Here is a 13,001-nt window from a genome sequence, read left to right on the forward strand (position 1 = left end):
GCTTATTTTCATAATGCCGCACTCGCTTTATCTTAGCTGTATAAGGCGACATATTCTGATTATTTCTTTATAGAAGAAAAGACCACAGAAACTGCGGTCTTAACGGTCTTAAGCAGATAACTGCTTTCTTCCTTTTAATCTTCTGGCAGCTAATACTTTACGTCCGCCTTTTGTGCTCATACGAGCTCTGAAGCCATGGACTTTCGCTCTTGATCTTTTTTTCGGCTGAAATGTCATTTTCATAGGTAAAGCACCTCCTTTATCTATATGGAATTTAAAATTATTAACCTAATCAGAACATCATTTCAATTATATTCATAAATGCGTCCCTCGTCAAGCAAAAATTCTTGCAAAATTAAAATTTTTATATATTTTTAGTTATCCACTTATTTATCCACACTGTGCATAACTTGTCCTAATTTTGAGGTTTACGTAACATTATCCACATTTTGTGGATAACTTGTGGATAACCCGTGGATTTTCTGCAAAACTATCCACTTTTTAATGTTGATTTTTACGCATTTATTACAAAAAACAGCATCTTTCGAGGGGTTTCGACAGTGGATAGAGTTATGCACATAAATTTCAATTATTGAAACCTGTAAAACCATGTTATGGTAACCAGTTTAGTTATCAACCTTGTTATCCACATTTATCCACACACAAAATGTTGATAACTTTGCAGGTTATTCACAAGATATCCTCCTGGTTTTCCATGGGAATTTTTCATTATCCACTGTATTTTTCTTTAATTGTGGATGTATTGTGGACAATTCTACACGATTCTTCCTTTATTTTTTCTTTTTTTCCGCGTTCTGCTACATTTTTACCCTATCTCCTCAGGTCTTCCACCTTTATGTGGATTACTCTTCCATTTTTTCGTAAAAAATCCGGAAAATGTGCATAATTTTCTTATTTATATAAGAATTTCTCATTGCTAAAAAACGTGATTTATTATAATATATATAAGGATATTTATGTCCTTTAATGGCTTCTGTATCGGGGAAACCGATTATTTCCCTCGATATGTTTATAAATCAGATGTGTTACGGGAGGAAAACATGAGCACAGTAATAGAAAAATGGGATGAAATCCTGGAAATTGTGAAAAAGGAGCACGATCTTTCCGATGTTCGCTTCGATACCTGGCTGAAACCCCTGAAGGTTTTCGATGTAAGTGGAAACGTGGTTACCATTATCGCATCTGATCAGGTACGTTTAAGCTATATTAATAAGAATTATAAGCTGCCTCTGCAGGTTACAATAAGCGAAGTTACCGGAATGACGGATTGTGAAGTTAAATTTATCCTTCCAGAAGATGTTCCCACCAAGAAATCCACTTCCGAATCCACACCTGATCAGAATAACCGTTTTAAGGACAGATGCGAAGAAGCAAATCTGAACCCGAAATATACATTCAATACCTTTATTGTGGGCAGTAACAACAAGCTGGCACAGGCAGCAGCCCTGGCCGTAGCGGAATCTCCGGGAAATACCTACAATCCGCTGTTTATCTACGGTGGAGCAGGACTGGGCAAGACCCACCTTATGCATTCCATCGCCCACTTTATTATTGAAAATGATGATGACAGCAAGGTTCTCTATGTTACCAGCGAGGAATTTACCAATGAGCTAATCGAGACGATCCGTAACGGAAACAATACCGCTATGAGCAAATTCCGTGAGAAATACCGTAACATCGACGTCCTTCTTATTGATGATATTCAGTTTATTATAGGAAAAGAATCCACTCAGGAGGAATTTTTCCATACATTTAACAGTCTCTACAGTGCTAACAAGCAGATTATCATATCTTCCGATAAACCGCCGAAGGATATGGAGATTTTAGACGAGCGCTTCCGTTCGAGATTCGAATGGGGCCTGATCGTAGACATTACTTTACCGGATTACGAAACCCGAATGGCTATTCTTCATAAGAAGGAAGACATGGACGGCTACAACGTAAGCGAAGATGTTATCAAATATATTGCCAATAACATCAAATCCAACATTCGTGAGCTGGAAGGTGCCTTTAATAAAGTAGTTGCATATGCAAAGCTTGAGAAAAAAGAGGTAACTCTTGAGCTGGCCGAGCAGGCACTGAAGGATATCATCGCCCCCAATGAAACCAAACAGATTACCGCAGACTACATTATATCTATGGTAGCAGAGCATTATAATGTAAGCACTGCAGACCTTTGCGGAAATAAGAGAAGTTCCAAGATTGTTATGCCAAGGCAGGTTGCCATGTACCTTTGCCGCGAAATTCTGGCGATCCCGCTGAAAAATGTAGGACAGTATCTTGGAAATCGTGACCATACAACCGTTATGCACGGTGTTGAGAAGATTGAAAAGGAGCTCCAGACCAACGAACAGCTGCAGAGCACAATCGATACTTTAAAGAAAAAAATTAATCCACAAACTTAACACATTTTTTCCACATTTCATGTGTATAAGATGTTGATACTATGTGTATTAATGTGAATAACTTTTGCCTTAAAAATCGCGAATGTGGTTTTACACAGGTTATTCACACCCTAATCCAATAGTTTTACACGAAGTTATCCATATCCGAAACCCTTTTAATCACTGGGCGGAAGGGAGTTTTTCACATATTCACACCCCCTACGGCGGATACTGCGGATATCTTCTTAAATATATTTAATAAAAAACCCATTTTCTCCAGAAAGGAAGTTATACACATTATGAAAATCATTTGCTCCAAAACAAACCTGTTGAAGAGCGTCAGCATTTCATTAAAAGCTGTACCCTCCAAAACAACAATGCCAATTCTGGAATGTATTCTGATTGATGCAACTGCTAACCAGATCAAGTTTACAACCAATGACATGGAACTTGGAATCGAAACAATTGTTGAAGGTTCTATAGAAGAAAAAGGTATGGTTGCTCTGAATGCAAAGATCTTTTATGAGATTATCCGCAGACTTCCAGACAACGATGTTACCATCAAAACAGATGATAAATACACTGCAACCATCACTTGTGAGAAAGCAAAATTCAATATTCCAGGAAAATCTGGTGAAGATTTCGCATATTTACCGATGATTGAGCGAGATGACCCCTTAACTATCTCTCAATATACATTAAAGAATATGATTTATCAGACAATATTCTCAATTGCAGTCAACGATAACAACAAATTAATGACTGGTGAGCTGTTTGAAATTAAGAACAATTGTCTGAAAATTGTTTCCCTGGATGGACACCGTATTGCGATCCGCAAAATGCCTCTCAAGAAAGACTATTCTGACCGCAAAGTTGTGGTTCCTGGCAAGACTCTGAACGAGATCAGCAAGATTTTATCCGGAGAAATGGATGATGTGGTAAGTATTTACTTTACAAATAACCATATTTTATTCGAATTTGACCAGACAATGGTAGTTTCCCGTCTGATCGAGGGCGAATATTTCCGTATTGACCAGATGCTTTCCAGTGATTATGAGACCAAGCTTTCCATAAACAAAAAGGAATTTCTGGATTGTATCGATCGTGCCACACTTCTTGTAAGAGAGGGAGACAAGAAACCAATCATTATTCATATCACAGATAACAATATGGAGCTGAAGATTGATTCCGCTATGGGTTCCATGAATGAGGACATTGATATTGAGAAAGAGGGAAAAGATATCCTGATTGGATTTAATCCCAAGTTCCTGATCGATGCCCTTAAGGTTATTGATGATGAAATGATCGACATTTATCTGGTAAACCCGAAGGCACCGTGCTTTATCAGAGATGAAGAGGAAACTTACACATATCTAATCTTACCAGTTAATATAAATCAGAACCAGGCAAGATAAAGCTGGCTTTTGGTAAGACAGGAAAGGCTGCCGAAAGGGCAGCAGGAGGTATATTTTTGGAAATCAGAATCAGAGATGAATTTATCAAGCTGGGCCAGGCACTGAAACTGGCTGACCTTGTTTCCGATGGTGTTGAAGCCAAATATGTGATTAACGACGGGCTTGTGAAAGTAAACGGAGAAGTGGACACCAGAAGAGGCCGCAAGGTTTATGGCGGTGACGTTATTTCCTATAACGGCCAGGATGTGAAGGTTCTGTCAGGAAACGAGTAATATGGCTTATATTGAATCCATAAAATTAAGCAATTTTCGAAACTATGAGTCATTGGAGCTTTCTTTTGACAAAGGAACGAATATTTTCTACGGGGACAATGCCCAGGGAAAAACAAACATTCTGGAATCTGTCTATCTTTGCGGGACGAGCAAATCCCACAAAGGAAGCAAGGATAAAGAAATTATTCGGTTTGACCAGGAGGAATCCCATATCCGGATGATGGTAGGAAAGGATTCCATGACCTACAAGATCGACATGCACCTTCGGAAAAATAAAGCCAAAGGTGTGGCAATCAACGGACTTCCCATCAAGAAGGCCAGGGAACTGCTGGGAGTGGTGAACCTGGTTTTCTTTTCCCCGGAGGATCTGAACATTATCAAAAACGGACCGGGAGAGCGAAGAAGGTTTATGGATGCAGAGCTTTGCCAGCTGGATAAGCTGTATCTCACGGATCTTGCAGACTACAACCACGTTCTGAATCAGAGAAATAAGCTTCTGAAGGACATGTACAGGCAGCCAGAACTTGGTTCCACTTTGGATGTATGGGACATGCAGCTGGTTACCTATGGACGGAAAATTATTGAAAAAAGAAGAGAATTCGTGGAAGCGCTGAATGAGATCATCAGGGAAATTCACCGGAATCTTACTGGCGGCATTGAGAATATAGAAGTGATCTATGAGCCAAGTGTGGAGAGTGAAGAGCTGGAGCAGAGTCTCTGGCGGAACCGTGACCGGGATCTTCGGATGAAAATGACATCTTCGGGACCGCACAGGGATGACCTGATGGTTTCGGTAAATGGAATTGATATCCGCAAGTATGGCTCACAGGGGCAGCAGAGGACGGCTGCGCTTTCCCTGAAGCTTTCGGAGATTTATCTGGTGGAGAAGATCGTTCACGACAAACCGGTACTGCTTCTGGATGATGTGCTTTCCGAGCTGGACAGCAGCAGGCAGAATTATCTTCTTGAAAGCATACACGATATCCAGACCATGATCACATGCACTGGCCTGGATGATTTTATCAGTCATCAGTTTCAGATCAATAAAGTTTTTCATGTTGTGGCGGGACAGGTTTATTTGCCGCATAAATAAGCTTGCGAAGTAGAATAGGTTATGCTAAACTTGCAGTAACTATGGAAAGTTGGTGAAAATTTTGGATAAAGAAGAATTTCGGGTTAAACTTGAAGAGATTAACCATTTAGTAGAACAGAAAGATTATAAAGGCGCTATGAATGTAGTCGACAGCATTGACTGGCGCCGGGTAAAAAATGTTCGGACACTTTGTGTGGTTGGTGAGATTTACGCAGCCAATAAGCGCTATGAGGACAGTAAGGAAATTTTCCTCCTTGCTTATCACAGAGCTTCTATTGGCAAGAATATTCTTTATCGCCTGGTAGAGGTTTCACTGAAAATGGGAGATGTTTCCGATGCGGTGGAATACTATGAGGAGTATAGAGAGGTTGCGCCGAATGACAATACCCAGTACATTCTGAAGTACAAAATTTTGAGAGAGAAGAAAGCACCTCTCGCAGAGCAGATCAAGGTTCTGGAGGACTATAAGGAGAAGGAATTTACCGAGAAATGGTCCTATGAGCTTGCCAAACTGTATTATCAGGACGGAGACAAAGAGAAATGTCTTGAGCTTTGCAATGAGATCATCCTCTGGTTTAATGAAGGCAGCTATGTTATGAAAGCCATGGACCTGAAGCAGCGTATGGGTGCCCTTAAGGGTGAAGAGAAAGAGCGCTATGAGCAGCAGTTTGTGCCCAAGCTTCTGAAGCCTGAGGATGTGGACAGCATCAAGGTAGAGGCAGAAGAAAAGTCTGCTGAGCCTCAGACTAAATCAGGTGAGCAGGAAATCGAGAGCATTCAGATCAAGTCTGAAGAGCTGGATGAGGTGGAGAGTCTCCAGGATAAGATTTCCAAAGGTCTTCGTGATATTTTCGGAAGCCGCAAGATGGAAGAGACAGAAGACAGCATGGCTTCTTCTGTGACAAGCGAAGAAGTTCAGGAAGAAATGCTCCGTGATCCAGCAACTGAGAAAGAGTACGCAAGCGTACCGGAGCTTGAGCCGGAGACCGGAAAGGTGAAAGAAGAGAAAAAGGTTGAAGTTGAGGAGAATCCAGCAGAGCAGGATTCTGAGGCTGATGCCGACAGCAGTGCAGATGAGGCTGCGGAAGGTGAAAGTGTTGAAGAGCCTGAGACTACTGAGGATACAGAAGAAGCTGTAGAGGAAGTTGCTGAAGCAGAAACAGATGCTGAAGAAACTGCAGAAGAATCGGTTGAAGCAGAGCAGGACACCACAGAAACAGAAGAGGAGTCCCAGGAGGCAGCACCTCTGAAAATGCCGACCCTGAATATTCCGGAATCCATGAAGAATATGAATCCGGATGAAGTGGAAATTCCAAAGGCACCTGCACAGAATAATCTTTTTGGCGATGACTCTGAAGAAAAAGAGGAAGCAGCGGAAGAAGAGAAGCCGGAAGCTGATCTGAAGGATTTCAATCTTGAGGATACCATCCTTGCTGCTGCATCCGCACAGGGAATTGAGATTCCGGACGAGCATCCGGATGAAGCAAAAATAGAGGAAGAGAACGAGGAAATTGCAGAGGCTGCAAAAGAAGTTCCGAAGAAATCCCATAAGAAGAAAAAACCTGTTGTACAGCTTGAAGAAGAGGAATTTTTAAGTGAGGAAGATCTTCAGGCAGCAGAGGATGAATTCATGAACGGACCAGCTGGACGCAGAAATGCAGATGAAGCTATGTCTGAGGACGAGTTCATTGCCAATATGCTTAAGGAAAGCATGGGACAGGATGAAGACGAAGTTCCCAATATTGCAGCCGTAGAGGATGCGAAAGAAGTGGATGATGATTCTGAAGACGATGAGTATGACGAGGATTCCGAATACGAGTCTGAAGATGAGGAAGAAGAAGCTGAGAAGGCACCTCTTAGTGAGGAAGAGGAACTGGAGCAGTTCATCGATTCCATCCAGCCGAAGAAGAAAAATAATCCGTCAGATATTATTCCGAGGGAGAAAACTCTTACAGATGATGAGAAGAAGCTGTTTACATACTTTGTAAAGGTTCCGGGAATGAAGGAACAGCTGATCAGTGCACTTTGCGATGTGCAGATGGCAGCAGCTGACAAGACCTCCAAGACTGGAAACGTCATTGTTATGGGCGGCAAGGAGACAGGTAAGACCAGACTGATCGCAAGCCTGATTCCGGCAATCTGTAAAGAACTGAATCTGCCGGCATCCAAGGTGGCATATGTATTTGCAGACCAGCTGAACGATATGGAGATTGCGAAAGTAGTGAATAAGCTTCGCGGCGGTTTCCTGGTTATTGAGAATGCCAACCAGCTTACTGCAGAGACAGTGGAGGTTCTGGATAAAGCTATGGAGTTCCGTACAGACGGACTTACTGTGATCATTGAGGATGAGAAGATCGGAATGCGCAAGCTGATTGCCAGATTCCCGAAATTTGCGAAGAAATTCACGTCCATGATCAACATTCCGGTATTTACCAATGACGAGCTTGTAAACTTCGCAAGAGTTTATACGAAAGAAAATGGATTTAAGATCGATCAGATGGGAATGCTTGCATTGTATAATCTGATTGGTGTGAACCAGAAGGAAGACCAGCCAATGAACATCGGTGCAGTGAAGGAAATGCTTGACACTGCAATGGCGAAATCTCAGGGCGGACTTCTGAAGTTCAACAAGAAAAAGAGAGTGGACCGTGATGGATTTACGGTTCTCTATGAGAAAGATTTTGCGAAATAAATAATGACAGAGCAGTGGTGCTTAACCGCTGACAATATTTTAAAGAAAGAGGAAATGAACATGACCAGACCTTATTTAGGAAACCCGAAGTATACCATTGAAGTCCTTCAAAAGTATAATTTTGCTTTCCAGAAAAGGTTTGGTCAGAATTTTCTTATCGATACTCACGTTCTGGAAAAAATTATCGATGCTTCCCAGATTACCAAGGATGATTTCGTTCTGGAAATTGGACCTGGTATTGGAACTATGACCCAGTATCTGGCGGAGGCCGCCAGGGAAGTTGTGGCTGTGGAGATTGATAAAACATTGATTCCTATTCTGGAGAATGACACGCTTAAGGACTGGGATAATGTGACTGTGATCAATGAGGATATCCTGAAAGTGGATATTGCGGCGCTGGCGCAGGAGAAAAACGGCGGAAAGCCCATCAAGGTTGTTGCGAATCTTCCGTACTACATTACCACACCGATCATCATGGGACTTTTTGAGAATCATGTCCCCATTTCTTCTATCACCATTATGGTGCAGAAGGAAGTTGCGGACAGAATGCAGGTTGGACCAGGAACGAAGGATTATGGCGCATTGTCGCTGGCTGTACAGTATTATGCGAAGCCCCAGATTATTGCCAATGTTCCGCCGAACTGTTTTATGCCAAGACCAAAGGTGGGAAGCGCTGTGATCCAGCTGGTGCGCTATGAGGAGCCGCCGGTACAGGTGGAGAATGAGAAGCTGATGTTCAGGCTGATTCGTGCATCCTTTAACCAGCGACGCAAGACACTGATAAATGGGCTGAAGAATTCACAGGAGCTGGATTTTTCCAAAGAAGAGATTGAGAAAGCTATGGCTGAGACCGGAATTCCGGCAAACGTAAGGGGCGAGGCTCTTACATTGAAGGAGTTTGCGGATCTGGCGAATGCGTTTCATAAATTAAGATAAGAAGGAAGGTAAGAACGGGGCTTTGGCCCCGTTCTTAATATCTGCGGATTGCTACGCAGTTTAGCTGCTCCCGCAATCCTACAAACATTCAGAATCCGCTGATTTACTGCGTAAATCGCTACTTCTTCATGTTTGTGGGTTCCAAGTTTAAAAGCGTTACCATGCAAACACGCTCTAACGCTTTTAAGTTTGGAACCCTGATATTACAAATAAAAATCACCCGGTGGCTAGACGGGTGATTTTTATTTTGTCTCAAATATATTTTTTAAAAGGAAGGAGAGTCAATCACTTCTAAGTGACTGACATATGAAAAAGAAATTTTATAAAAATAATGTTGGCTGTTATTATTTTTATGATGTTAGTATATCGGGAAAGTTTGAAAGAATCGTGTTTATCTTATGAAAAATTAGTGAACGAAATTGAAAAGATTTGTAACCGCTGGAAAAAAGCCCCTTTTTTGAGCATTAGTTATAAAAATATTATGAAGTTTTTAGATGCATTTTACAAATTCAAAAGAGGAATGTAGTATAATAGGCTGGAATCTGGAAGAGAATGAGGTGTGTATATTTGAATGGTTTTGGGACGAAACAGGACAAATATACCAGATATGAAGAGGTATCAGCTCATTTGTGACCAGTTTCAGGTAATTTGTGAACGAAACGTTAATCAGGAGGTAACTATCATGATAAAAATGAAAAAATCAGCAGCACTTATTCTTGCAGGAGTTCTTGCATGTTCCGCACCAATGCCGGTTATGGCATCAACAGACACTGAAGTGGTAGAGAGTCTTCTTGACAGCGGAATTGATTTTCTTGCTTCCGATCCCCAGAAGGCAGTTGATATTATTATGTATGCCAAGGATCTTGTTGACCAGCAAAATATTACAGATGACCAGGTAAGAAGTGCCATCACTCAGGCAGCAGACCATTTCAGTGTAACCTTATCCGATTCCGAGGCAGATTCTCTTGTTTCCGTTGTACGCAAGGTTCTGGATGCACAGATCAATGAGGATGCACTGAGAAGTGATGTAAATTCTGTGTACAACAAACTGAAAGATATGGGTGTGACAAAGGATGATGCCAAGGGTCTTGTGGCAAAACTAATTGATTTTGTAAAAGGATTGTTTGAATAAAAATAAGAAAATGTGCAAAATGTATAGCTTTATCAAACTAAAGTGTGAAATGTGATGTATTATTTTTATAAAAATAGAGGAAAATGAAAAGACAAATTGTGCAAATAAACCAAAAGTTCATTAATAGTTCATATTTTGTTCATAAGTATCTGATACTATATAATCAGTTCGAAAGAACACACACAGAAGACGTTGTAATGACACCATTACACATAAAATTTTTTCATAATAATCGCCCCGGCAGCCACTGTCGGGGCACTCCTCGTTTTATACGGGGATTTTTTTATTTGCAAGGAAATATTGGTGTGCTATAATGAAGCCAAAAACATGGGCGTAGCACATGTTTTTGGCGCTACGCAAACGGAGCGCAGCGGAATTCGCGGTTTCCGTCGGGCAAAGCACATAGTTTCGCGAATCCCGCGGTTTTTCCAAATTAGGAAAGGAGTCATAGGTCATGGCAGAGACAATGAAAGATTACGAAGCTGAACTGGAAGCTTCTTTTAAGAAAATTGAAGAAGGCGACATTCTTACAGGAACAGTTGTGAGTGTAGATGATAAAGAAATTATTGTAGATCTGAAATATTATGCAGAAGGAATCATCCCGATAGAGGATTACAGCAGAGAACCTGGATTTAACGTAAAAGAAGAGGTACATCCAGGAGATGAAGTTTCCGCAACAGTAGTAAGAAAAGATGACGGAAACGGCAACATCCTTTTATCCAAAGTAGAGGCAACAGATGTTCTCGCATGGGATAAATTAAAAGAAATGAAAGCTTCCGGCGAAGTTCTTGACGTAGTTGTAAAAGGCGTTGTAAACGGCGGCGCAGTTGCCTATGTAGAAGGCGTGCGCGGCTTTATCCCTGCATCCAAGCTTGCCTTAAGCTATGTAGAAGATACCAACGAATACCTGAATAAACATATCCAGGTTCAGGTAATTGACGTAGATAAAGAGGACAAGAAGCTGATTCTTTCAGCCAAAGAAATCCTCAGAGAGAAAGCAGAAGAGGAAAGAAAGAATAAAATTTCCAATATCCAGCCAGGCTTTGTAACAGAAGGAACAGTAGAAAGCCTTCAGCCATACGGTGCATTTGTAGACCTTGGAAACGGCGTATCCGGACTGGTACATATTTCCCAGATCTGCGAGAAGAGAATCCGCAAACCATCTGAAGTACTTGCTGTAGGAGACAAAGTAAAGGTAAAGGTTACTGCAGTAAAAGACGGCAAGCTGAGCCTGAGCATCAAGGAAGCAACCGATATGATGGCAAAAGAAGTGGAAGAAGAGGAAATCGAAATTCCACAGTCAGGAGAAGAAGCAACCACATCCCTGGGCTCATTATTTGCAAACATTAAGCTGAACTAACAGAAGGAAGAATGTGAATGAAGAATCAGAAAGTATTTGTAATGGGACACAAAAATCCGGATACAGATTCCATCTGCTCCGCGATTGCTTATGCTGATATCAAGAACAGAACCACTCAGACCAAGCGCTACATTCCAAGACGCGCAGGCCAGATCAATGAGGAGACCCAGTATGTGCTGAACCGTTTTGGCGTGCAGCCGCCAGCCTATCTGGGAAACATTGGAACGCAGGTAAAGGATATGGACATTCGTCCGAAGCCGGATGCAGACCGCACCATGTCCCTGAAAAATGCCTGGGATATGATGCAGAACAAGGGAATTGTTACCCTTCCTATCTGCAACAGTGATGATGAACTGGAGGGAATCGTAACCATCGGAGATATTGCCGATATTTATATGGATACCAAGGACAGCTATCTTCTTGCCAACGCCAGAACCCAGTACAACAAGATCAAGGATACCCTTGACGGTGAGATTGTAGAAGGAAACGGACACGGTTATTTTACCAAAGGAAAAATCCTCATCGGAACCGCAGATCCGGAGATGATGAAGAAATACATCGAAGAAAACGATATGGTTATTCTTGGAAACCGTGAAGAAGATCAGCTAAAAGCAATTGAGATGAACGTAAGCTGCATTATTGTGGGAATGAATATCCAGGTAAGTGAGAAGGTAATTCAGAAAGCACATGAGAGGCAGATCGTTATTATTACATCCCCATATGACACTTACACGATTGCCCGAATGATCAACCAGAGTATTCCGGTAAATTACGTGATGAAAAAAGATAATCTGGTTACTTTCAGCACGGAGGATTTCACTGATGATATTCAGGATGTTATGATCAAGCACCGTCACCGTGCTTTCCCGGTTATCAATAAAAGGGGAAAATGCGTGGGAACCATTTCCAGACGAAATTTCCTGGATATGCACAAGAAGCAGGTCATTCTTGTAGATCACAATGAGAAAGACCAGGCTGTTGACAATATTGAGAAAGCAGAAATTCTTGAGATCATCGATCATCATAAGCTTGGTTCTCTTGAAACCATGAAGCCTATCAACTTCAGAAATGAGCCGGTAGGCTGTACAGCGACAATCCTTTACCGGATTTATGACGAGCAGAGACTGGAAATTCCGCCTAAGATCGCGGGACTTCTTTGCGCTGCTATTATTTCTGACACCTTAATGTTCCGTTCTCCGACCTGTACACAGCAGGATAAGATTGCAGCAAGCGCCCTTGCCCTTATTGCAGATATCAAGATTGAAGAGTTTGCAAGAGAAATGTTCAAGGCAGGAAGCAATCTGAAGGATAAGGCACCTGAGGAAATTTTCTATCAGGATTACAAGAAATTTATTGCAGAGGGAAATGTGGCATTTGGTGTTGGCCAGATCAGCTCCATGGACGAGGAAGAGCTTCAGGAAATCAAAGCCCGCCTGAAACCGTTTATGGTAAGCGAGTGCGGCCGTCATGGAATTTCCCGTGTTTACTTTATGTTAACCAATATTATGGACGAGTCCTCCGATGTAATTTATTACGGAGAGGGCAGCGAGGAGATGGGAAAAATTGCGTTCCAGCAGGAGCCTGAAGATGAATGCTTCCACCTCAAGGGCGTAGTTTCCCGTAAGAAGCAGATGATTCCGGCTATGATGGAGGCTGCTCAGGTCATGGCAAATGATTTCAACTAATGCCCATTTAT

10 protein-coding genes are annotated in these 13,001 nt (G+C 41.8%); 9 read left to right on the forward strand and 1 reads right to left on the reverse strand.

Features of this window, described 5'->3' with window-relative positions:
* Nucleotides 1-108: 108 nt before the first annotated feature.
* The gene (gene rpmH / locus DWZ38_RS02255; protein ID WP_005423866.1) at nucleotides 109-243 is read right to left on the reverse strand and encodes a 50S ribosomal protein L34; all 135 of its coding nucleotides are present in this window, start codon (nucleotides 241-243) and stop codon (nucleotides 109-111) included.
* 818 nt (nucleotides 244-1,061) lie between these two features.
* Here rpmH and dnaA point away from each other — a divergent pair.
* From dnaA to DWZ38_RS02300, 9 genes are all read left to right on the forward strand, one after another.
* The gene (dnaA, locus tag DWZ38_RS02260; RefSeq protein ID WP_117849613.1) at nucleotides 1,062-2,426 is read left to right on the forward strand and encodes a chromosomal replication initiator protein DnaA; all 1,365 of its coding nucleotides are present in this window, start codon (nucleotides 1,062-1,064) and stop codon (nucleotides 2,424-2,426) included.
* A 278-nt stretch (nucleotides 2,427-2,704) separates the two neighbouring features.
* Nucleotides 2,705-3,820 carry a DNA polymerase III subunit beta gene (dnaN, locus tag DWZ38_RS02265; protein ID WP_021924413.1) on the forward strand — a complete coding sequence of 372 codons (1,116 nt, stop codon included), beginning with the start codon at nucleotides 2,705-2,707 and terminating at the stop codon, nucleotides 3,818-3,820.
* Between the two features lie 56 nt (nucleotides 3,821-3,876).
* Nucleotides 3,877-4,092: an RNA-binding S4 domain-containing protein gene (locus DWZ38_RS02270; RefSeq protein ID WP_021924414.1), complete on the forward strand. Its 216-nt coding sequence runs from the start codon at nucleotides 3,877-3,879 to the stop codon at nucleotides 4,090-4,092.
* 1 nt (nucleotide 4,093) lies between these two features.
* Nucleotides 4,094-5,185, forward strand: coding sequence for a DNA replication/repair protein RecF (gene recF, locus DWZ38_RS02275; RefSeq protein ID WP_021924415.1), 1,092 nt, complete (start codon nucleotides 4,094-4,096; stop codon nucleotides 5,183-5,185).
* 52 nt (nucleotides 5,186-5,237) lie between these two features.
* Nucleotides 5,238-7,877 carry a tetratricopeptide repeat protein gene (locus DWZ38_RS02280; protein WP_021924416.1) on the forward strand — a complete coding sequence of 880 codons (2,640 nt, stop codon included), beginning with the start codon at nucleotides 5,238-5,240 and terminating at the stop codon, nucleotides 7,875-7,877.
* Between the two features lie 60 nt (nucleotides 7,878-7,937).
* On the forward strand, nucleotides 7,938-8,813 hold the full coding sequence (rsmA, locus tag DWZ38_RS02285; RefSeq protein WP_021924417.1) for a 16S rRNA (adenine(1518)-N(6)/adenine(1519)-N(6))-dimethyltransferase RsmA: 876 nt from the start codon (nucleotides 7,938-7,940) through the stop codon (nucleotides 8,811-8,813).
* 682 nt (nucleotides 8,814-9,495) lie between these two features.
* A complete protein-coding gene (locus DWZ38_RS02290) occupies nucleotides 9,496-9,945 on the forward strand; it encodes a DUF1002 domain-containing protein (RefSeq protein WP_021924418.1) in 450 nt (149 codons plus the stop codon).
* A 454-nt stretch (nucleotides 9,946-10,399) separates the two neighbouring features.
* On the forward strand, nucleotides 10,400-11,305 hold the full coding sequence (locus DWZ38_RS02295; RefSeq protein ID WP_021924419.1) for a S1 RNA-binding domain-containing protein: 906 nt from the start codon (nucleotides 10,400-10,402) through the stop codon (nucleotides 11,303-11,305).
* A gap of 17 nt (nucleotides 11,306-11,322) precedes the next feature.
* On the forward strand, nucleotides 11,323-12,990 hold the full coding sequence (locus DWZ38_RS02300) for a putative manganese-dependent inorganic diphosphatase (RefSeq protein ID WP_117849622.1): 1,668 nt from the start codon (nucleotides 11,323-11,325) through the stop codon (nucleotides 12,988-12,990).
* Nucleotides 12,991-13,001 lie beyond the last annotated feature (11 nt).

This window comes from Ruminococcus sp. AF31-8BH, assembly GCF_003460605.1.
GTDB classification, from domain to species: Bacteria; Bacillota; Clostridia; order Lachnospirales; family Lachnospiraceae; genus Blautia_A; species Blautia_A acetigignens.